Annotated in this window: 16 protein-coding genes and 1 tRNA gene; 6 read left to right on the top strand and 11 right to left on the bottom strand. The window is 67.3% G+C overall.

Going from position 1 to position 20,459, the window contains the following annotated elements:
- Positions 1–264: 264 nt before the first annotated feature.
- The 3 genes from FVE89_RS22600 to FVE89_RS22590 all read left to right on the top strand — a co-directional run bounded on the left by FVE89_RS22600 (position 265) and on the right by FVE89_RS22590 (position 2,793).
- Complete coding sequence (locus tag FVE89_RS22600) at positions 265–2,130, top strand: glycosyltransferase (RefSeq protein ID WP_342390027.1); 1,866 nt, start codon at positions 265–267, stop codon at positions 2,128–2,130.
- 110 nt (positions 2,131–2,240) lie between these two features.
- Complete coding sequence (locus FVE89_RS22595; protein ID WP_160536519.1) at positions 2,241–2,486, top strand: hypothetical protein; 246 nt, start codon at positions 2,241–2,243, stop codon at positions 2,484–2,486.
- 73 nt (positions 2,487–2,559) lie between these two features.
- Positions 2,560–2,793: a hypothetical protein gene (locus tag FVE89_RS22590; protein WP_160536518.1), complete on the top strand. Its 234-nt coding sequence runs from the start codon at positions 2,560–2,562 to the stop codon at positions 2,791–2,793.
- An 8-nt stretch (positions 2,794–2,801) separates the two neighbouring features.
- On the opposite strand, the gene FVE89_RS22585 is transcribed toward FVE89_RS22590, so the two are convergent.
- Both FVE89_RS22585 and FVE89_RS22580 read right to left on the bottom strand, forming a co-directional pair.
- A complete protein-coding gene (locus FVE89_RS22585; RefSeq protein ID WP_160536517.1) occupies positions 2,802–3,473 on the bottom strand; it encodes an ATP-binding cassette domain-containing protein in 672 nt (223 codons plus the stop codon).
- A gap of 6 nt (positions 3,474–3,479) precedes the next feature.
- Complete coding sequence (locus FVE89_RS22580; protein ID WP_160536516.1) at positions 3,480–4,382, bottom strand: putative selenate ABC transporter substrate-binding protein; 903 nt, start codon at positions 4,380–4,382, stop codon at positions 3,480–3,482.
- A gap of 235 nt (positions 4,383–4,617) precedes the next feature.
- Here FVE89_RS22580 and FVE89_RS22575 point away from each other — a divergent pair, with 235 nt between their 5' ends.
- The gene (locus tag FVE89_RS22575) at positions 4,618–5,289 is read left to right on the top strand and encodes a hypothetical protein (RefSeq protein WP_160536515.1); all 672 of its coding nucleotides are present in this window, start codon (positions 4,618–4,620) and stop codon (positions 5,287–5,289) included.
- A complete protein-coding gene (locus FVE89_RS22570; RefSeq protein WP_160536514.1) occupies positions 5,289–6,491 on the top strand; it encodes an XRE family transcriptional regulator in 1,203 nt (400 codons plus the stop codon). Before FVE89_RS22575 ends, FVE89_RS22570 begins: the two co-directional genes overlap by 1 nt.
- Positions 6,492–6,717: 226 nt before the next feature.
- Here the strand turns inward: FVE89_RS22570 and FVE89_RS22565 are convergent, their stop codons facing one another.
- The 8 genes from FVE89_RS22565 to FVE89_RS22530 all read right to left on the bottom strand — a co-directional run bounded on the left by FVE89_RS22565 (position 6,718) and on the right by FVE89_RS22530 (position 19,345).
- On the bottom strand, positions 6,718–6,918 hold the full coding sequence (locus FVE89_RS22565; RefSeq protein ID WP_160536513.1) for a hypothetical protein: 201 nt from the start codon (positions 6,916–6,918) through the stop codon (positions 6,718–6,720).
- Between the two features lie 164 nt (positions 6,919–7,082).
- Complete coding sequence (locus FVE89_RS22560; RefSeq protein WP_160536512.1) at positions 7,083–7,313, bottom strand: hypothetical protein; 231 nt, start codon at positions 7,311–7,313, stop codon at positions 7,083–7,085.
- Between the two features lie 92 nt (positions 7,314–7,405).
- Positions 7,406–8,785, bottom strand: a complete 1,380-nt coding sequence (locus FVE89_RS22555) for an adenylate/guanylate cyclase domain-containing protein (RefSeq protein ID WP_160536511.1) — start codon at positions 8,783–8,785, stop codon at positions 7,406–7,408.
- Complete coding sequence (gene hflX / locus FVE89_RS22550; protein ID WP_160536510.1) at positions 8,785–10,197, bottom strand: GTPase HflX; 1,413 nt, start codon at positions 10,195–10,197, stop codon at positions 8,785–8,787. The genes FVE89_RS22555 and hflX overlap by 1 nt, the downstream gene beginning before the upstream one ends.
- Positions 10,198–10,494: 297 nt before the next feature.
- The gene (locus FVE89_RS22545; protein ID WP_246731136.1) at positions 10,495–13,896 is read right to left on the bottom strand and encodes a family 43 glycosylhydrolase; all 3,402 of its coding nucleotides are present in this window, start codon (positions 13,894–13,896) and stop codon (positions 10,495–10,497) included.
- A gap of 1,279 nt (positions 13,897–15,175) precedes the next feature.
- Positions 15,176–15,427 (bottom strand): RNA chaperone Hfq, encoded by a 252-nt coding sequence (hfq, locus tag FVE89_RS22540; RefSeq protein ID WP_007563033.1) that lies wholly within the window; start codon positions 15,425–15,427, stop codon positions 15,176–15,178.
- Between the two features lie 193 nt (positions 15,428–15,620).
- Positions 15,621–16,985, bottom strand: a complete 1,365-nt coding sequence (locus tag FVE89_RS22535) for a sigma-54 dependent transcriptional regulator (RefSeq protein ID WP_160536508.1) — start codon at positions 16,983–16,985, stop codon at positions 15,621–15,623.
- The gene (locus FVE89_RS22530) at positions 16,982–19,345 is read right to left on the bottom strand and encodes a PAS domain-containing sensor histidine kinase (protein WP_160536507.1); all 2,364 of its coding nucleotides are present in this window, start codon (positions 19,343–19,345) and stop codon (positions 16,982–16,984) included. The genes FVE89_RS22535 and FVE89_RS22530 overlap by 4 nt, the downstream gene beginning before the upstream one ends.
- 688 nt (positions 19,346–20,033) lie before the next feature.
- On the opposite strand from FVE89_RS22530, the gene FVE89_RS22525 reads away from it, so the two are divergent.
- A tRNA-Sec gene (locus FVE89_RS22525) sits at positions 20,034–20,126 on the top strand.
- Between the two features lie 2 nt (positions 20,127–20,128).
- Here FVE89_RS22525 and FVE89_RS22520 read toward each other — a convergent pair.
- Positions 20,129–20,459: tyrosine-type recombinase/integrase (locus FVE89_RS22520; protein WP_160536506.1), on the bottom strand; the 331-nt coding region annotated here is incomplete at its 5' end.

Below are 20,459 nucleotides of genomic sequence, written 5' to 3'. Positions count from 1 at the left end.
CCGCACAGGGCGAGGGCGATCAGGGCCGCCGCGAGCCGGACGGGAACGCGCCGCCCGCCGTCCCTCGTCGTGCGGACGACCTCCGGACCGGACGCAAGGTCAGCGCAAGAGAGCGGGCTTAAACAAGGGCTTAGAGCCGTCGTTGAACGTACCGCACTCGGGGGCGGCTCTAAGATGGGGGCGGTGCTCCTGCCGGAGCGCGGGGGCGGGGACTGGCTCACCCGCGGTCCCTATCATGTTCTGTGGCCACCGGGGGAGCGTGGCGTGCCGTTCGAGCACCCGTCGGCGGCGCGGGCCGCATTGCCGCCGGACATCGCCTTCCTGCGCGCGGAGGGCGTCGCGGACCGCTTGCTGATCCGGGCCGCCGCCGATGCGGCCGAGGCCGGGACGGATGCGGCGACCGCGCTGCTGCAGGCCGGCCTGATGGAGGAGACGGCCTATTATCGGGCCCTCGCCCGGGCGCTCGGTGCCCCCTACCTGGACGGACCGATCCCGTTCGGTCCGGGCCTGCGCTTTCCCGAGAATCTGGTCACCGGGCTCGCGCCGCTGGCGCCCGGGTCGGTGGCGCCCTGGGTGCTTGCGCCGCGTGGACGGAGCATCGCCAGCCTCCTCGGCAGCCCGCGACGGATCGGTCCGCTGGCCATCACCAGCCCGACCCGCCTGCGCGAGGCGGTGTTCGCCGCGATCCCCGGGCAGGTGGCGGATTACGCCGCGCACGATCTCGCGCGGCGCGCGCCGGAGCGGGTGACCGCGCGCGAGCCCACGGTCTGGTGGCTGCTGGTCCTGGGCCTCGCCCTGACTGCGGGGCTCTGCCTCTACGCCGCGCTCCCGGCGCCGCTCGCCCGCGCGGTGACGCTGGCGGCGCAGATCCTGTTCCTGGCCATGACGACCTTTCGCCTCGCCGCCGTGGTGATCGCGGCCCCGGTCACGGCCGCGGTGCCGCCGCTCGCGGAGGCCGCCCTGCCCGTCTACACGATCCTCGTCCCGCTCTACCGGGAGGCGGCGGTGGTTCCGGCCCTGCTGCGGGCGCTGGCGGCCCTCGACTACCCCCCGGCCAAGCTCGACATCAAGCTGCTGATCGAGGCCGACGATCCGGAGATGCGCGCGGTGCTCGCGCCGATACCCCTCCCCGCCCGGTTCGAGGTGATCACGGTTCCGCCGGGGTCCCCACGCACCAAGCCGCGGGCGCTCAATACGGGGCTGCCGCTGGCCCGCGGGGACCTGCTCACGGTCTATGACGCCGAGGATCTTCCCGATCCCGGCCAATTGCGCTCGGCCGCCGCGCTGTTCGCGCGCCTGCCCGAGCGGATCGCCTGTCTCCAGGGCCGGCTCGTGATCGACAATGCCGACGATTCCTGGCTCACCCGCGCCTACGCGCTGGAATATGCCGGCCTGTTCGATGTCCTGAACCCCGCGCTCGCCCGGTGCCGGCTGCCGGTCCCGCTCGGCGGCACGTCGATGCACCTGCGCGTCCGGGCGCTCCGGGCGCTCGGCGGCTGGGATGCCTTCAACGTCACCGAGGATGCCGATCTCGGGATGCGGCTCGCGCTCGCGGGCTACGGGGTCAGCGACCTGCCGAGCGCCACCACCGAGGAGGCGCCGAGCCGGTTCAGGCCCTGGCTCGGCCAGCGCATCCGCTGGCTCAAGGGGCTCGCCCAGACGAGCCTCACCCACGGGCGCAGTCCGTTGTCCAACGCGCGCCGCCTCGGCGGGCTGGAGGCGCTCTGTGCCGTGGCGCTGGTCCCCGGCACGGTGATCTCGGCCCTGGCCTACCCGGCCTGCCTCGCCGCCGCGATCTGGTCCTTTCTGGTCCTCGAGATTCCGGCCGCCCCGGTCTTCCTGGACAATCTCGGTACGGGGCTCGCGATCACCCTGTTCGGGACGGGGCTCGGGGCCCTCGTCCTCCCCGCCCTGATCGGCTGCGTCCGCCGCGGCTGGGGCGATCTCGCCCCCTACGCCCTTGGGATGCCGCTCTACTTCCTGCTGGTCAGCCTGGCGGCTTGGCTGGCCCTGATCGAACTGGTCCGCGCCCCGGAGCGCTGGAACAAGACCGCGCACGGCCTCGCGCGCACCTCCCGAAGTGGCCGTCTGCGACATCATGGGCAGGCCGGCGCCCGCGCTGTGACCTGAAAACGCGCCATTCCTTAACCTGGATCAGGCGGGCCGGTCAGGACGCGCCTATGCTGGATCGTCGCCTGCGCCGCGGGCCGGTGGTGACGCGTTGCAGGGAGGTCTGTGCGATGCCGGCCTATCGACTCCGTCGCACGCTGGAGCACGCGGACGGCCGTTGCGGCCTCGCCTTCGCGAGCGATACCCTGGAGGCGGACGATGCGGAGGCCGCGATCCGCGCGGCCCGCGAACTCTGCGTCAAAGCCGCCGGCATGCTGCTGACCGCAGCGGTCCTGACGGATTCGCTCGGGCGAATCCAGTGGTGGTTCAGCCTCGCGCTGGCCCGGGAGCCGCTCTGCATCCGTCCGACGAGCTGATGATCCCAGCGCAACGCTTCGCGCGCCCGCATCGTTGTCGTGCGGGGATATCTCATCACCGTGGATCGTCATCATGGCCACGATCGCGATCCTGATCGGCACGCAGGCGGGGGCGCGCCTGCTGGCCGCCGCCTCCGAGCGGGAGGCGGCCCTGTCCGCCGAGGCGTTCCTGTTGCGCCTGCCCGTCCGGGCCCTGCCGGCCCCCCTCTGGGTGCAATGCGCCGATCCGGCGGTCAGCGGGCGCCTGACCGGCTATCTCAACGCGCTCCAGGCCGAGCAGGTGCGCGAGCGCGGCGCCGGGCTCTGACGGCCCGATCAGGCGGCCGCGTAGAAGGGGCTGAGCCGCGCCGGGTCGAGGCCCAGCGTCGGCGCGTCGAGGACGATCCGGCCGGCCTCCAGCACCACGACCCGGTCGGTATGGGCCAGCGCCAGGGCGACGTCGTGCAGCGCCAGGATCAGGGTCTCGTGGCTCCGGGCCATCTCGGCCAGGATCCGACCGCCCTGCTGGCGATCAAGGGCGGAGACCGGCTCGTCGCCGACCAGGATCGGCCGGCCGTTGTAGAGGGCGCGGGCCACCGAGACGCGCTGCTGCTGGCCGCCCGACAATGCGCCGGCCTTGGCCCAGAGCCGGTCCGCCAGCCCGACCCGGTCGAGAACCGCCTCCACCGCGGCGATGTCGGCCCGCGCCGGGCGGACGAGGGTGCGCAGGTTATGCAGGGTCGAGCGCCGGTCGAGGCGGCCCATATAGACGTTGTGGAACACCGAGAGCGGCCGCACCAGGGCGGCGGCCTGGGGCACCAGCGCCACCCGGTCGGGGGCCTGCCCATGGATCAGGCCGATCAGGGTCGACTTGCCGGCCCCCGAACGGCCCATCAGGGCGACGCGCTCGCCCGTCCGCACGGTCAGGTCGACCCCCGACAGAACCGGGCGCCCGTCATAGGCTGCGGCGGCGTTTTCGAGGACGATGGCCGCCCTGTCGCCCGACACCGGCCGTCAATCCAGCAGGCCGGTGGACCGGCCGACCTCGACCAGGGGTTCGTAGGCGGCATTGGTCACGGGGATGAATTTCGAGCGTCCGAACGGTTCCAGAATCGCCGGATCGGTGATGCCGGTCAGCGCGGCCCGAAGCTTCTCGGTGAAGCCCGCCCCGTAGGTCTGCTCCACGTCGCCCCGGACAGTCCACTGGTAGTCGGGGAAGGGCGGGCTCTCCCAGATCACCGAAACCGCCTTGGAATCGACCTTGCCGGCTTTGGAATCGAGGTCCCAGACCGAGTAATCGACGGCGCCGACCGCGAAGGCGCCGGACTGGACCAGCTGGATGGTGCGGCTGTGGTCGCCCGAGAAGCCGACGCGGGAAAAAACCTGCTCGGGGCTCTTCCCCGGAAACGCCTGCCGGATGAAGTATTCCGGCATCAGGCGGCCCGAGGTCGAGGCGCGGGCGCCGAACGTGAAGGTTTTGTCCGCGATGGCCTTCGGAAACTCCTTGTCCGGCTTCAGCCCGGTGGCGGCGTTGGCGATGAGGTAGGTCCTGAACGCCGCGTCCTCCGCGCCCTGGGCGATCGCCTGGGCGCCCGGCGCGGCCTTGCGGGCCTGGACGCCGGTGAAGCCGCCGAACCACGCGAGCTGCACCTGCCCGTTGGTGAAGGCGGTGACCGCCGCCGGGTAGCTCTTCACCGGAAGGTAGCGCACCGGCACGCCGAGCTTGGCTTCGAGATAGGTCGCGACCTTGCCGAAGCGCTCGACGAGGCGGCTCTCGTCCTGATCGGGGATGCCGGTGAAGACCAGGGGCGGGAGCGGCTTGGTCTGGGGTCCGGCCTGGGCCCTGGCCGGCGTGAGGGTGGCCAAAGCCGCGAGGCATCCCAGGGCGAACCGCCCCAACCGTCCCGATCCCAGCATTCCGTCCTCGCGGTGCGGCACCCGCTCCGGCGGGCGCTCGAGCGCGGAAAGCGTAGCAGAAGTCGCGAGTGCGGGCACTATGGCGGGAGGGCGGGTAGTAGGCTGCGGTGAGGCGTTTTATGTGGCCCCTATGCACCTAGCAGCTTGGCATTTCGCGCAATGTCGCCTCAAAACTTTACAATTCGAACATAAAAGTGCAATCTCCTTAAATCGCGACGCGGATCAAGGGGCGGCAATGGAACCGAGCGAACAGCGAAGAGCCCACGTTCTGAGGCTGCTCACGACGGCAATGCCGGAGCCATTTTGGATAGGGTATCAGGAGCGGGCAAAAAGCATCTACAAGGACGCCTTTAGCGCTGTCAGCGCCGACCCACGATTGAACAAATCCCAGAGGCTCAGCAAGCTATGGCAAGAACGCCATTTTGCGATGGAATGGCTCCTGATAGATGAGGCTAAGCGAGATGGCGTGCAGGCATCCGATACGCTCATAGCCGAGAACCGTTGCACCTATGCACTCGCTGGGCACGGCGGCGTAAAAATGACGCAGAAATATGTTCAATCATGCGGGCAAATGCCCAGCCCAGCTAAATTTCGGAAGCAGCTTGCTGCGGTCAACGCTTTCGATCACCAGGGAAATTTTTTATTTGGAGATCAGCCTGTAGAATTAGTTCTACCGTCTCAATTGAGTGGTATTGTTCTTCATAGTCCTATCGGCAAGGAATTTACTGAAGGAGATCAATCTATCGGATCGATTGGTTTTTATATTCCCTATGATGATTATAAGAGCTGGGCTGTTCAGCTCACTTTCGCTGAGATTATCGCTTCCTACAAGACCGAAGAAAAACGTGAAGACCGCGTTAAGCCTTCGCTGCGGGTGCAAGAAATCAAAAAGACCGGGAGCGAGTGATGAACGTCGGCACGCCAGGGTTCAATGGCGATCGGCTAGCTGAGGCGCGTCAAGCTCGAGGTTTGACGGGGGTTGCGCTTGCGGAAGTTATAGGTGTTACCCCTCAGTCAGTTTCTCAGTACGAAAAGGGCAAGCAAACGCCGCGAGCGGACGTTCTTGAGGCAATTTCAACACGCCTCAACGTACCGCTTTCATACTTTATGCGTTCGAGTGCGGTTCTTGATGATGCGCCCATTTTTTGGCGCTGCCGAGCTACCGCTAGCAGTGTCGCGCGCCAGCGAGCGGAGATCCGTCTTCGTTGGGTGAGAGATATCCTCGGTTACCTAGCAGGGTTTCTAGATTTCCCGGGTGTCGATCTGCCGAAGCTAGATGTGCCTCGTGATTTTCGTGAGATCGACACCGATTATCTGGAGTCGGCTGCCACAGAGCTAAGGACGCAATGGGGTATTGGTTCCGGGCCTATGCCTGATTTACTCTTGGAGATCGAAAATCATGGCATCGTTGTTTCGCGCATTAATATGGGCGCTGAAAAACAGGATGGATTTTCACAACTCTCGCGCTCGGGCGGAATTCCTTTCATTGTTTTGGGACGTGACAAGGCCAGCGCCGTTCGTCAGCGGTTCGATGCTGCGCATGAACTCGCGCATATACTGTTGCACAAGAATATTGAAAATAAGCGGCTGAACACTGCTGCCGACAATAAGATATTGGAAGATCAGGCGCATCGCTTTGCCAACGCTCTCTTGCTGCCTGCCGATCAATTCGTCGCCGAACTATGGGCCCCTACGTTGGATGCCATGATGGCCTTGAAAGATCGGTGGAAAGTTTCTGTAGGTGCAATGATTAAGCGTTGTGAGGCGCTTGAGCTGCTCGATCGAGAGCAAGCGCAGCGACTTTGGATCAACTATAACCGGCGGGGATGGCGGAAAGAGGAGCCATTGGATGGCAAGATCGAGAAAGAGCGTCCGCGTCTTTTGCGGAGAAGCGTTGAGCTTCTGTTGTCTGAGAAAGTTCAATCAGTCTCACAAGTTACCGATGGTGTTCGCCTAAATCCGCGAGACATTGAAGAGCTGTGTGATTTGGATCCAGGCTTGCTCTCAAACGAGCTGGCGGACGCAAAAGCAATGCCTCGTCTTAAAGGCGAGGAACCGTCAAGTGCGCAAGTGGTTGGAAATGTCGTTCAACTGTTCGGACGACGCTGAAGTTTTTGTTCGCTTTTCGGCAATTGTGCGGAGGATTTTCGCGTGGCGCTCGGGTGTAACTTTCAGCCCGAGCGCGCCCCCCTTTCTGATTGCCAAGCTGGCCGAGATCTGAGGCTACGGCATCTTGGTTTAACCGACGTCAGCTCGCGTTTTTCTAATCTCCCTATCTCAACGCCCAGGATGAACTTGGCGAATTAGCTAGGATCACCGTGACGTTTGGAGACTATCACCGGAGAACTTTTTCTAGCTCCGCCTTAAGGTGCTCTGCCGCTTCCCGAGGCATAGTCACGTCGATATTAAAATTCTGTTCTGTTTCGAATGCGACAGCAACGCTGTTGTCGGCGTTCTTTTGAACGCCCGATCCAGCAAACCTTCTCAGATTGAAGTTGTGCCAATCGCTGCTGGGCTTGATTTCAACGTCGCTCAAAACAGTCTCCTGAATCATCTATACTATGCCATTCCTGCTCATTGTCGCTGAACGGGTCAAGCGGGTGAAGTTTTATTCTGAATCAGAGGTTGTCCGACCTCCGTTCGAGTGTCATCAGCGAAAACCGCCGGCGCCGCATCACGGCGCCCGGCGGTTCGCACCACTCAGCGCATATGCCGCCGCATCATGTGATGGCGGTGGTGGTGCCGGTGCATCATGCGGTGGCGCATCATCCGCGACTGCATCCGGGCGTTGCGGTGCATGCCGCCCATATTGGTGTTGCCCGTGGCGACGGCGTTCTTGTCGAGGCCGTCGCCGGGGGCCGCCAGGGTCGGGCTGGCGGCGCCGATGACGAGGCCGAGCGCGAGCGTCGCGCCGAGGATGAGCTTGTTCATAGGCTTTCCGTTCTCCGCGACCCTGCGCCGCGACGACCGAACGGATTAGAGTCCTCTCGGTTCCGGCACCGGGCGTCGCACCGCAGGGCGCCTCAGGCCGCGGCGCTGGCGGCCGGCGTCGCCCCGCTCGCGAAGGCGGAGCCGGCCGGATCGGGATCCCGGTCCGCCACGGCGAACAGGGTGAGCCCCTCGGGCAGCACCGCCCGCGGCACCGGGGCCGCCCGGATGCCATCCGGCAGCGCGTCGCCGAGCAACGCCAAAAAATCCCCCGAGGCGGCGAGCTCGATCTCGGCCGCCTTGGCCTGGACCTCGATCCGCGACAGGGCGTTCATGGCCGGGCCCAGCACCGTGTACTCAGCCCGCACCCCGTCATCGAACACGCCGACCAGCAGGTCGCCCGCGTGCAGGGCGACCACGACCCGCAGGGTGAACAGCCCCTCGGCCGCCCGCGCCGCGTTGAGGGCGGCGATCCGGCGGCGGAGCGACAGGGCGCAGACCAGAGCCGCCCGCGCCTGTGCGTCGGGCGTGCCCATCACGAACTGAACCAGCACCGCGTCGCCGATATACTTGTCGACGATCCCGCCCGCCTCGGCCACCGCCGCCTGCGCGGCCGCCCGCACGGCGAGCAACGCCGCCACCATGGCCTCCGGCGGGTGCTCGCCCGAGAGCCGGGAGAAGCCGCGGATGTCGAGCATCATCAGGCAGGCGTGGCGCCGGTGGATTCCGAGCGCGGAATCGCCGTCCTCGGCCGAGAGGTCGAGGGCGACCGCGTCCGGCACGAAGCGCGCCAGCAAAGTCCGCTCGTGCTCCATGCGCCGGGCCCGCACCACCGCTCCGCGCAGGCGGATCACCCCGTCCACGACAAGCAGGCCCGCCGCCGTGAAGGTCGCGAGCCCCGTGAGCTGCGCGGTCGGGAAGGTGTCCGCGTTCGGAAACAGCTCCGGATGCAGCACCCCGATCCCGAAGGTCGCGCTCCAGCAGGCGATGACGAGGCCGCAGAACACCAGGGTCTGGGCCACCCGCATGCTCAGGCCGGTCTGGAGCAGGAGCAGGAAGGCCGGCAGGCGGCTCACCGTGTCGGCGCCGAGGCCCGCTCCCCCGCCGGCCAGCATGTGCTCGATCAGCACGTAGACGGCGAGCCCGGCATTGAGCCCGGTGCCGGCCCAGCTATAGGCCGCCGCGGCGGGCCCCCCGCCGCGCTCGCCCAGCCCGAACCAGACCGTGCCGAGCCCGTAGAGGGCGAGAATGAACCAGTGGCTCAGGGCATGGAGCGAGCCGTCATAGGCCTGGGCCGCCATCAGCAGCACCAGCACGATGACGATGCGCAGGCCGAGCAGGCGCAGGCCGCCGCCCGCCTGCATGGCCTGCAGCACCGCGTCGTCGTCCAGCCCCGGCGGCGCTCCGGACTCCGCCGGCGCCCGCGCCGTCTGCAGGCCGGGGAGCGGCGGGTTGCCGGCGCGGCCTAGGGCCATCAGCCGCCCCGGCCGAGCCGCCGGGCCGCCGCGAACCGGTTGAGGAAGCGCGGCTCCTTCTCGGGGGCGATCCGCACCGCCAGATGCAGGGTGCCGTCGGCCTCGGCGCGGCGGTCCAGGATCTCGGCGTTCTCGTAGAGCCAGTTCAGGGCCGCCCCGTCCTCCGGGGGCAGCGTCACCGCGAAGCTCGCGCGGTTGCGCCCGATCCGCGCCTCGATCCGGCTGGTGAGGGCGGCGAGCCCCTCCCCGGTCAGCGCCGAGACCAGGACCGGCGCGGCGCTGTCGCGGTCGTTGCGGGCCTTGCCCTGGCCGCTGAGGTTCAGGAGACGGGTGCGCTCGTCGTCGTCCAGCAGGTCGGCCTTGTTCCAGACCTCGATGATCCGGTCGGCGCTGGTCTCGATGCCGAGCTCGCGCAGGACCTCGCCGACATCCTCGGCCTGGGCCTCGGAATCGACGTGGGCGACGTCGCGCACGTGCAGCAGCACGTCGGCCTCGATGGCGTCCTCCAGCGTCGCCCGGAAGGCCGCGATCAGCGGGGTCGGCAGGTCGGAGATGAAGCCCACCGTGTCGGACAGGATCACGGTCTCGCCGTGGGGCAGCTTGGTCGCCCGGGCGGTGGGGTCGAGGGTGGCGAACAGCATGTCCTTGGCGACGACCTCGGCGCGGGTCAGCGTGTTGAACAGGCTCGACTTTCCGGCGTTCGTGTAGCCCACCAGCGCGACGATCGGGTACGGCACCCGCGCCCGGCTCTGGCGGTGCAGGCCGCGGGTGCGCACCACCGCGTCGAGGTCGCGCTCGATCCGGGTCATGCGCTCCTGGATCATGCGCCGGTCGGCCTCGATCTGGGTCTCGCCCGGGCCGCCCAGGAAGCCGAAGCCGCCGCGCTGGCGCTCCAGGTGGGTCCAGGACCGGACGAGCCGGGATTTCTGGTAGGCGAGGTGGGCGTGCTCGACCTGAAGGGTCCCCTCCCGCGTCGAGGCGCGCCGCCCAAAAATCTCGAGGATCAGGCCGGTGCGGTCGATGACCTTGGCGCCCCAGGCCTTTTCCAGGTTGCGCTGCTGCACCGGCGAGAGGGCGCAGTCCATCACCACGAGGCCGATCTCCCGGGCGCGGATCAGGCCGGCGATCTCCTCGACGCGGCCCTTGCCGAGATAGGTCGAGGGGCGGATCCGCGGCAGGCTGATCGCGAGGCTCTCGACCACGTCGAGCTCGATCGCGGCGGCGAGGCCGGTCGCCTCGTCGAGGCGGGCCTCCACGGAGCGGGTGGGTGCGGCCTGTCCCGTCCCGGCCCCGTAGGCGCCGCGCGCCAGATAGGGGCCGATCACCAGGGTATGGGTCGCCGCGGCGATCTCGCCCTCGGGGGCGGCCTGCGCCTGGAGGCGGGCTTCGCCGGACGTCAGCGTTTCGGTCATGCAGCCTTTGGACGACCGCCGGATCACCGGCGGCCTTACTTGGAGAGGTCGGATCCGACAGAATGGGGATGCGGGCGGCCTCAGCCAAGACGTTCGGACAGGTTCGGCGGCAGATATCCCGGGCGACGACGCCCGCGTGCGATTTGGCGGGATCACCCGCGCCTCATGATCCACAGGGGCCTCATCCGGGCCCCACCCCGAGGGCCGGTGACGGTCCCTCGGGGTGAAGTGTTGGAGTCCGCGTCGCGCTGCGCGTTTCGGCACCGCCTCGGCGGCGGGCGCGACGCGAGGCGTGGTTCAGAGCTGGCCGCCGAACGCCAGCATGCCTCCGATGGCGGTGGTGCCCAGGGCGGTCGTTCTGACGGATGTGGTCGCCGACATCGTGAGATTGTCGCCCAGCCTGAACCGCAGGCCGGTCTTGGCCTCGCCGCGGGTTCGGGTCAGATCGGCACCATATCGGAAATCGCCGATATAGTCGGCGTGGGCCGTGAACGTCATCGTCGGCTTGCGCACCGCCTGCTCGACCTCGACGCCGGAGATCCACTGCACGTTCGGGATCAGCGGCACGGTGATGTCCGCGCCGAGATAGGCGAGCGTGCTGCGGTAGACCACGTCGCCGTACTGCACGGGGAAGCTGACATTGGCTTCCGCGTAGCCCTGGCGGGTGACGCGGCTGGTCCGGACGCCGCCATGCCAGCCCACCACCAGATCCGAGAACAGCGGGAGGTCCTGGCCGACCTCGATCGCGCCCGCGAGCCCGGTGATCTGCGACCCGCCGACTCCCGCCTCGGTGCCGGACATCTGTGTGCGGCGGACATCGGCATGGTAGCGGCTGAAGGCGAATGTGGAGCGCACGAACACCTCACCGCCCGCGTAGGGCTGATGCCAGTTCAGGAAGACGCCGGCCCCGAACGCGTTCCGGTTGTCGTTGAAGGCCGGGGACGGCAGGACCCGGTAGGGCGCGTAGCTGAGGGTGCCTCCGACCGTCAGAGTGTCGGTCAGGCCGTAGCCCAGGGGCAGGCTGGACAGCGTATCGGCGTTCCGGCCGTCGGAGACGAAGCCGGTGCTGGCGCCCCAGCCGATCTGGCCTTTGGGCACAACGAAGTTCTGCTGCAGGTAGGTGAGCGACTGGCGCTGGATCTCCAGGGCTGAGAAGGTCTCGTAGCGCAGACGCCCGATCGTCCGCCGGGTGTTGGTCACGTCGACGATCTGGGTCTGGGCCTCCGGCGCGGCTGCGGGTGTGGCCGGAATTGCGTTCGTCGCCTGCGCGGCGGCCTGCGCTGTCGAGGAGGCCGCGTTCTGGACCGTGGATGTCGGCGTCACGGTCGTGGCGGCCGCCGGGTCCTGTGCCGCCGGTGTCGCGGCCGCGGTTGGGCTCTGTGCCGTTTGTGTCGCGGTCGCGGCCTGATTTGTGGTGGCCGCTGCCGCGCTCTGCGCCGCCTGGCTCGACCCCGGATTCTGGGCCGCCGCCGTCAAGGTCTGACTCTGCACTGCAGATGTCTGTGCCGCGCTCTGGCTGACGGAGGCCGAGGCCGGATACGTGATCTTCCACAGGACGGCGTGGGGATCGCCCGAGTCGGTTTCCGAATAACCGGCGGCGATCCGGCCGTCGGCGGAGAGCGCCTGAACCTCCGAAACGCCGCGGCCGTCGGTCCTCAGGGTGCCGAGATCGGTCTTCGTCTGCCAGCCGTCCCCGTGCCACACCACCCCGTGCGCGAAGCCCGTGACGGTGGAGGCCGTGCCGCCGGCGATCCGGCCATCGGCCGACAGGGCCCGCACCCAGGACGTTCCGCTGTTGTCGGACCTCAGGGTGCCGAGATCGCGCTTGTCGGACCAGCGCGATCCCGACCAGAGGGCCGCATGCGTGTATCCGGAATCGGTGCTGCTGCTGCCCGCCGCCACCGTGCCGTCCGCCGACAGCGCCCGCACGACCGACGTGCCTCTGTTGTCCGTCCGCAACGTCCCCAGATCCGTCTTCGTGGCCCAGTTCGCCCCGGACCAGAGTGTGGCGTGCGAGTAGACGTCCACGTTCCTGTCGGTCGCGGAATAGCCCCCGACCACGGACCCGTCGGACGCGAGCGCGTAGGCCCACGACATCCCGGAATTGTCCGACCGCAGGGTGCCGAGGTCGGTCTTCGTGGTCCAGTTCCGGCCCGACCAGATGGCCGCGTGGGTCGTCCCGGAATCGACGCTCGATTCGCCGGCCGCGATGACGCCGTCGTTGGACAGCGCGTAGATGCCGGACGTGCCCGACTGATCGGAGGTCAGGGTGCCGAGATCGGTCTTGGTGCCCCAGCTCGTCCCCGACCAGAGGACGGCGTGCAGGGTCTCGTCGGCGTTCTCGGCGATGCCGCCGATCACGCTCCCGTCCTTGGAGATGGCGTAGGCCTTGGCGGCTCCGGTATTGTCGGTCCTCAGCGTGCCGAGATCCTGCTTGACCGAGAGGTCGGTTCCCGACCACGCGGCGGCGCGCATGTTGACGCCGTTGGCGTCCGTGTACGCATCGCCGACCGCGACGCTGCCGTCGCCCGAGAGCGCCCAGATCTCGGACGCCCAGCTGTTATCGGCCTTGAGCGTGCCGAGATCCTTCCGGCTGACCCCGCTGTCGGAGGCCGGGGCAGCAAAGACCGTCGTGCCGGACGCCGCGGACGTGGATGTCGAAGGCGAGGAGGCCGCGGCGTCCTGGACGGTGATGCGGGTGTCGTTGTCGAGGACGCGATGAAGCTCGTCGGAGGTGAGGGAGACGACCCCGCCGTGCCGCGGCGACAGCGAGTTGATGTCGGCGTTCTGGACCAACGTGAAGGTCTTGAAATCGGTCGTCTTGACCAGCTCGAAGGTCCCTCTGTTCCAGTCATGCATGTATTTGTCGTACATGACCATGTAGCCGCTGCCATCGTTCAGCCTGTAGGTCTGCGGACCTTCGACGGCTTCGGTGGTCTTCTGTAAATGGCCCTTGGACGGGATGAGGTATCCCCAGGTGAGGTGATCGGACACGGCGTGCTTGATGACCCTGAGCGGGGCCGTGCTGCCATCCGGGCGCGTCTCCGCCTTCATGAGGAGATGGTATTTGCCGTCCTGCTCGGTGATGTCGGAGTCGATGTAGCCGACGCCATCGCGGGCATAGAACAGCTGCCTCGGCGTCTCGACCAGTCCCGTGAAGTCGCGGTTGGCATGGGCGTAGTACGGCTTGTACGGCTCGTTCGTGCCGACCGTGAGGTAGACCATATTCTGGCTGGTCAGGGGATTGTAGGCGACCTGGGGCGCCCAGACCGCATGGACACCGGGAAACATTCCGGGGAACTGGGTCTCGAAATTGATGTTCGATGATTTCCAGTGCAGGAGGTCGGGAGACTGCATCAGCACGATGCCGCGATTGCTCCCCCACCCGTTGCTGCTCCGCATGTCGGTCGCGGTCATGTAGAAGTTCCCGTCCTGACCGCGGGTGATGTAGGGATCCCGCAAGCCGCCGGACTGGGTTAGATCCCCATTGATAACGGGGTTTCCGTTGTTCAGCTTATTGAAACGCCGTCCGTCGAGGCTGTACGCGAACGAGATCCTTTCCTGAGATGCGCTGTTGCCAGTAAAATAGGCGAGCAGATATCCGTCGTAGGGTGGATATTCGCCGGCTGCCAGGGCGGGATTAAGTGTTGATTGACAGACGAAGGCAGTCGCAACGACTGTTTTTATAGGGCGGCTCATGTTTCCCCCGATTTTTATTTGTGATTTATGATGATTTGTTTTTATTGTGTGTCGGTCTGTTCGGCTTCGGATGCCCCCCTTTCCAAGGTATCCGTGCAGTCCATGCGGCCGTAGCTTCGCGATATCGAAGCTTGTCGCGAGTAATCTGCGCGCGTAATCAGGTTATATGCTGGATATAATTGGATATGGCGTACGTTTGAGTACAGTTTGTCTGTCCTCTGCTTGGCTAGAGCTGCGTGTCTTATGATTTTTTGTGCAACGACGTGGGTTGCCGCCGAACTATATTTTCGCGCCGCGGAGTATGACAGCGGCACGGCGATATGTCTGACAAATTATGTAACTATCAATTAACGAGACGAAATAAGATAAGTCTTGTACTATGCTCGGGATATGATCCGTTTTAACATATTATTTAACAAATAATCTTGATTATAGCGGGGTATGATCTGTGGCGATGTCGTGCCGGCGCGGCCGAGACCATGCGCGTGGCGGGCCGCACGGTCCACGACACAGAACCGGGAAGCCTCTGATCGGCTGTCCGACCCGCGCCTCGTCCTTGCGAGGTTCACACATTTTCCTCGTGGAGGAGGCAAGATGATTGCCCGCGGCTTCCCCTCCCCCGCAGAGGCTTGCCGCTTCACACATCGTGTGCGGCGTCCGGGAGGGGCGTAACCCAGCCCTTTTAAGGTGTTTCGGGGCTTGCGCGCCATTCTGTGCGTGCGCGACAGGGCGGCGGCGCTCCCTGATTCAGGACGCGCCCCCTTTCCCGGACAGGTGGAGCGACAGCGGAACCTGATCCGGGATCCAGCACATACAGCGCCGCGCCGGCGGCACGGGTCGATCCAGATGGACGCTGCGCGACGTCTGCTGCTGGGTCCCGGGTTGCATTCCGCTGACGCTGCATGCGCCCGGGAAAACGGCCGTGCAGGCCGGTTTGGCGCCCGTCTCTGGTCTCAGCCCAACACCCTAAAAGGGCTGGGGCGTATCCTGTCCGCGCGGCGCGGGCACGCTCGATTCTGAGAGGTCCCGTCCCTCACCCCAGCCCTCTCCCGCTCGCGAGAGGGGGCAGGTCGCGCTCTGTCATGGGATGGGAGCCATCCATTCGCCCCTGTCCACGGCGCGAAGCGGGCTCGCAGGGGCATGGATAAGGCGGCGCACATCATCGCCGCCCTGCGCGGATCCACGCGACGATCCCGTCATCCTGCGGGGCAGGATCGGTCCGGTCTCGAATCGCTGCGAGACGCCTATGCCGTCTCGCAGCCGCGATCCTTCGGATCCCTCACGCCTTCTCGGCGGTCTCGTCCGGCTCGAAGAGCTGCACCGGATGGCCCGGCATGATCGTCGAGATCGCGTGCTTGTACACGAGCTGCGAGTGCCCATCCCGGCGCAGAAGCACGCAGAAGTTGTCGAACCAGGTTACGACGCCCTGCAGCTTGACGCCGTTGACCAGGAAGATCGTCAGCGGGATCTTGTTCTTACGGACATGATTAAGAAAAGTGTCCTGAAGGTTCTGTGCGCGTTCGCCCGCCATCTTCTTGGCCTTCTTGTTGTCCCGGTGCGCTCGGCCCGGGATGGGTCTGCCGTGGACCGGATCGTCCGATCACCCCGTCCGCGGCCGTGTATACAACATGACGTCGTGAAAGCGTGGGCGCAAGCAACCCCTGTACCCAGCTGATCCATAACGGAACGGCGCCGCTCTCAACGCGTCCTTTTGCCCCTCCGGCTCACGGGCCGATTCCGAGGGACTTCAGCTTGCGGTGCAGGGCCGAGCGTTCCATGCCGATGAATTCGGCGGTGCGCGAGATGTTGCCCGAGAACCGGGCGATCTGCGCCACGAGGTACTCGCGCTCGAAGATCTCCCGGGCCTCCCGGAGCGCGAGGCTCATCAGCTTCTCGCCGCCCGCGCCGCCCGGCGTCGTCGGCACCAGGGCGCCGATCTCGGAGGGCAGCATCTCGGAGGTGACCTCCTGCTCCGGATCGGCCTGGGTCAGGATCATCAGCCGCTCGACGTTGTTCTTGAGCTGGCGCACGTTCCCCGGCCAGTTGTGCGACTGCAGCACCGCCATCGCGTCCTCGGCGATCCGGCGCTTGGGCAGGCCGGTCTGGGACGAGATGTTGTCCATGAAGAACTGGATCAGCTCGGGCACGTCCTCCCGGCGCTCGGCGAGCGAGGGCACCCGGATCGGCACCACCGAGAGGCGGTGGAACAAATCCTCGCGGAACCGGCCGGCGGCGATTTCTTCCTGGAGATCCCGGGAGGACGAGGAGATGATCCGGACATCGACGTGGACCCGGGTGGTGCCGCCGACCCTTTGAAAATTCTGATCGACCAGGACGCGCAGGATCCGGTTCTGGGTCTCCCGCGGCATGTCGGCGACCTCGTCGAGGTACAGGGTGCCGCCATGGGCCTCCTCCAGGGCGCCGACCCGCCGGCCGCTCTCGCCCTCGACGCCGAACAGCTCGGCCTCCATGGTCTCGGGCAGGATCGCCGCCGCGTTGAGCAGCACGAACGGGCCGTTCGCCCGGGCTGAGGCCTTGTGCAGGCTGCGCGCCGCGAGTTCCTTGCCGGAGCCCAGCGCCCCGGTGATCATCACCCGGGCATTGGTTGGCGCCACCCGGTCCAGCGTCTGGCGCAGCTGGTTGATGGCGAGCGACGTGCCGACGATGCGGTTGGTGGCGCCGGAGCGCGCCGTCAGGTCGCGCACCTCCCGCCGGAGCCGCGAGGCCTCCAGCGCCCGCTCGGCCACCAGGATCAGCCGGTCGGCCTTGAACGGCTTCTCGATGAAGTCGTAGGCGCCCGCCTTGATGGCCGAGACCGCGGTCTCGATGTTGCCGTGGCCCGAGATCATCACCACCGGCAGGTCGGGGTTGGCGGCCTTGATCAGGTCGAGCACCTGCAGGCCGTCGAGCCGGGAGCCCTGCAGCCAGATGTCGAGGAAGACGAGGTGCGGCCGGCGCGCCTCGATGGCGGCGAGCGCCTCGTCCGAGCCGCCGGCCGTGCGGCAGCGGTGGCCCTCGTCGTCCAGGATCCCGGCCACGAGGTCGCGGATGTCGGCCTCGTCGTCGACGATCAGGATATCGGCGCTCATGCGTGCATCTCCGCGATCCGGGGGGCCGTCGGTGCGGCGCCCTTCTCCTCTGTCGTGACGGGTAGGGTCTCAGACGGCGCCGCGGCCGGCTCGGACCCGTGCTCGCGCGGGATCCGCATCCGGACCTGGCCGCCGCGGCCGGCGGGATTGTCGTTCAGCTCGATCCCGCCGCCGTGCTCCTCAAGCACCTTGCTCACGATGGCAAGCCCCAGCCCGGTCCCGCCCTCGCGGGTGGTCATGTAGGGCTCGAGCAGGCGCTGGCGCCCCTCGGCCGGGAAACCCTTGCCGTTGTCGGTGACGGCGATCACCGCGAACCCGTCCTCGACGGCGAGGCTCAAGGAGATCTTGCCCTTGCCGAGTTCGGCCTCGGGCACCTCGGCCACCGCCTCGACGGCGTTCTTGAGGATGTTGGTGATCACCTGGCTGAGCAGCCGGATGTCGAAGGCCGCCACGATCTTTTCCGCACTCCCCGCACCGCCCTGGGCCGAGAACGCGAAGTCGATGTCGGGATGCGCCACGCGCATCATGAACAGGTTCTGCTTGGCGATCTCGGTGAGGTCGTTCGGCGCGATCGCGGGCTTGGGCATCCGCGCGAAGGCCGAGAACTCGTCGACCATGCGCTTGATCTCGTCCACCTGCCGCACGATCGTGGCGGTGCACTGGTCGAACACCTCCTTGTCGGCGGTGATGACCTTCCCGTACTTGCGCCGGATCCGCTCGGCGGAGAGCTGGATCGGGGTCAGGGGGTTCTTGATCTCATGGGCGATGCGGCGGGCCACGTCGCCCCAGGCGGAGCTGCGCTGCGCCTGGACGAGGTCGGTGATGTCGTCGAGGGTCACCACCCAGCCGCGGGACGCGCCCTGCGCCTGCTCGCTCGTCACCCGCACCGTGATGGTCCGCTCGCCGCGCGACCGGGTGAGCTGGATCTGCTGCTGCTGCAGGCTGCGCGGGCGCGCCTCGCTCTCGGCGAGCACCGGAGCGAGTTCCGGCACCGCCTGGGCCAGCGGCTGGCCGACCAGGGCGTCGCTCTCCAGATCGAGCATCCGCTCGGCGGCCGGGTTGGCGATGGTGACGAAGCCGGCCGCGTCGAGGCCGATCACCCCAGGCGACACGCCCGAGAGCACGGCCTCGGTGAAGCGGCGGCGGGTGTCGATCAGGTCGCTGGCCGCGATGAGGCCCGCATGCTGGCGGCGCAGCTCCTGGGTCATCTTGTTGAAACTCTCGCCGAGATGGGCGAGGTCGCCGCTGGTCTTCTTGGTCGGCACCTGGGCGTAGAAATTGCCCGAGGCCACTTGGTCTGCGGCGTTGATCAGCCGGCGGATCGGCGCCACGAACCGGTTGGCGAAGTTCATGCCGAACCACACCGCCGAGAGCAGCGCGATCAGGGCGATCAGCAGGAACACCGACGCGAAGGTGATCTGGATCGAGCGGCGCAGGGAATCGTAGGTGAGGTACTCGGCCGCCGCCGCCCGGGAGACGCCCGGGAAGTCGATGGCGAGCTGGCTCACCTCCCGCTGCACCATCAGCACGGCATCGTCATAGGCGGGCATCCGCACCAGGGCGGCGAAGATCCTTCCCTCGGTGGGCAGCAGGCAGATCGGATCGGCCGAGCTCGCCGCATCCTCGAAGGCCGCCGCCGAGGGCAGGCGGTTGGTCTTCAGCACGTCGATCTTGGCCCGGGCCACCACCTCGGTGGGGCCGCGCATGATCTGGGCGACCGGCAGGCCGAGATTGGTCGCCCGGGTCGTCAGGAAGTTCTGGAACCAGTCGCGGTTCACGTCGAAATTCGGCCGGGCGCGGGTGAGGTCGTCGGCGAGGATCCGGATCTCCCGGGCGAGGCTCTGGCACTGGTTCTCCTGGTAGGCGTCGGCCACCTCCACGGATTTCAGCACCACATCGCGGACCCGGTCGGTGAAGCCGAGCGACAGGCCCCGGTCGATGGTCACGGAGGCGACCACCGCGAGCAGGATGGTGGGCAGGATCGCGATCAGCGAGAACAGGCCGACGATGCGGGTGTGCAGGCGCGCCACCGCGGCGTTGGCCTTGCGGGCGTGCAGGAAGACCCGCGCCTCCCAGGCGATGATGAAGGCGAGCCCCAGCACCAGGGCCGCGTTGATGGCGAGCAGCGTCACGCCGTAGGCCGGCGTCGGCGTCACCCGGATCACGCCGGCCAGGATCAGGAAGGTCGCCAGCGCCGAGACCAGGGCGGTGACCACCACGGCAGCCCCGATCCAGCCCGGGCCGCGGGGGCCCGGCCGGAGCGATTCCGCCAGGGCCGCATCGGGATCGGTCCCCTCGCCCGGCCCTTCCGGGTCCGGCACGGGGCCTTCCACTGTCAGTGAGCGCTGCAGGAACGGCATGGGTGGTGCAGGGCCACAACAGTGTGGCGGAATTAATACGAGTCGCCCTCCGCGGCGACCCTCACAGGTTGAATTCATCACGAGTCTGCCACCGCACGGACGATCGCGGGCGATTGGGTCGTCCGGTGGCGACTTAGGCAGCCTCGGCGGTGTCCGACGCGCGACGGGCGGCCGGATATGACAGCGGCGCCCCCGGACGGCCCGATCCGGGTCGGCCTGATCGGTTACGGCTGTGCCGGTCGGACCTTCCACGCGCCCCTGATCCGCTGCGCCGCAGGGCTCGATCTGCGGCTGATCGGCTCGCACGATCCCGCCCGGGTCGCGGCCGACCTTCCCATGTGGCGGTCGTGGCCGGCGCCATCGCGGACGTCGTGGACTCGGCGGTGATCGCCGCCGCCAACGACACCCGCGCGCGCCTGGACATCCGCGCCCCTGGACACCCATGCGCGCCTGGCGCGAGCCGCGCTGGAGGCCGTCCGCGTGATGGCCTGTCGCGAAGCGGCCTTCACGTCGGCGCGGACGGGGCGTCGGTCAGCCTGTCGCCCGTGCCCGCCGCGCGGGGGACCTGAAGAGGAGGCGGCTCGGGCGCGACCTTTGCGCACGCCCCGCCGGGTGCGTCCCTGCGGCTGCGTGCGCCGGCCGCCGTCGGCCCTTGACCCCGGCGATGGCGGCCCATAACCCCGATCCCGGAGGCGAACGGGGTCTGGTGGCCCTCCTGGTCTTCAAAACCAGCGGTACGCCAACAGCGTACGGTGGGTTCGATTCCCATCCGCTTCCGCCAGATCAAGCACTTACCATCGTCTCACTCACCGTGGGCTCTCTCGAAACCAGCGGTGCCGTGCCGGTTTTCGTGCCTACCCGCTTAATGGCGCGATGTAGATGCGCGGTGTTTAGGTGAGCGTATTTGAGGGTCATGGCGATGTGCCGGTGGCCCAGGATCGCCTGCAAGGCCGCAAGGTCCCCGGTCTCTTGGAGGAACACGCTCGCGAAACGATGTCTCAGATCATGGCATCGCCACGGTACCTTGGCCCGTTTTGCTATGACGGCGAAGCGGCTGGCGAAGTGGGTGTACCGCTGACCCTCCTCCCCGTGCCAGAACACGTAGCGACGATCA

This window comes from Methylobacterium sp. 2A, from assembly GCF_009806555.1.
Taxonomy (GTDB): Bacteria; Pseudomonadota; Alphaproteobacteria; order Rhizobiales; family Beijerinckiaceae; genus Methylobacterium.
Note: the sequence above shows the minus strand (reverse complement) of the source record. Positions and strands in the feature narration are given on the sequence as shown.